The organism is Mesorhizobium sp. M7A.F.Ca.US.014.04.1.1 (assembly GCF_003998745.1).
In the GTDB taxonomy this organism is placed as follows: domain Bacteria; phylum Pseudomonadota; class Alphaproteobacteria; order Rhizobiales; family Rhizobiaceae; genus Mesorhizobium; species Mesorhizobium ciceri.
The window spans coordinates 1-523 of record NZ_RZRW01001407.1 but is presented as its reverse complement, the minus strand read 5'-3'; the positions used below and the strand labels follow the sequence as shown (position 1 = coordinate 523).

General features: G+C 68.3%; 1 pseudogene. It reads right to left on the bottom strand.

The window, feature by feature from the left end:
• Positions 1–32: 32 nt before the first annotated feature.
• Positions 33–523 (bottom strand): annotated as a pseudogene (locus EOA22_RS36810) (DUF4996 domain-containing protein); the annotation flags it as partial.

Below are 523 nucleotides of genomic sequence, written 5' to 3'. Positions count from 1 at the left end.
TCGTGAGGGAGATTGGCAGCGTCAGCCGCCGCTTAATTGATGCTCGCCGTATTCGCCGGCTCAACCGGCCGTGCCTCGTCGGCATAAGGCACGCGAAAACCATTCGCGGCCAGCCAGTCGATTGCCGCCTTCGGCTCGTCGGTCTGGATGATGGTGGCGCCGCGATCGGCCCACAAACCCCAGCTTTCGCGCGGCAGGCTGGCCTGCACCGCCAGTTCGTCGCCGCGGCCGCCGGCGAGGAAGCCGCCCGGTTTGTTGGCGATGGCGTAGGTGTCGGCCCAGATGTGCCAGTTGCCCCTGACTGCGGCCGCGCGCATGCGCGTGCTGAACAGCGGCCCGCCCGTCTCGGTCAGCGTCTCGGCGCCTGCCCGCCAGTTGATCAACTCGATCGCGCGCGGCGAGAAGGCGCGGTCGACCGTCCCGGCGAAACCGGCGTCATGCACCGCGTCATCGGCGATGATCGGCATGAACTGGAAGCCGCCGCCACTGGCCTCCATGGCGGCCTTGCTCGTGGAAATCCGTT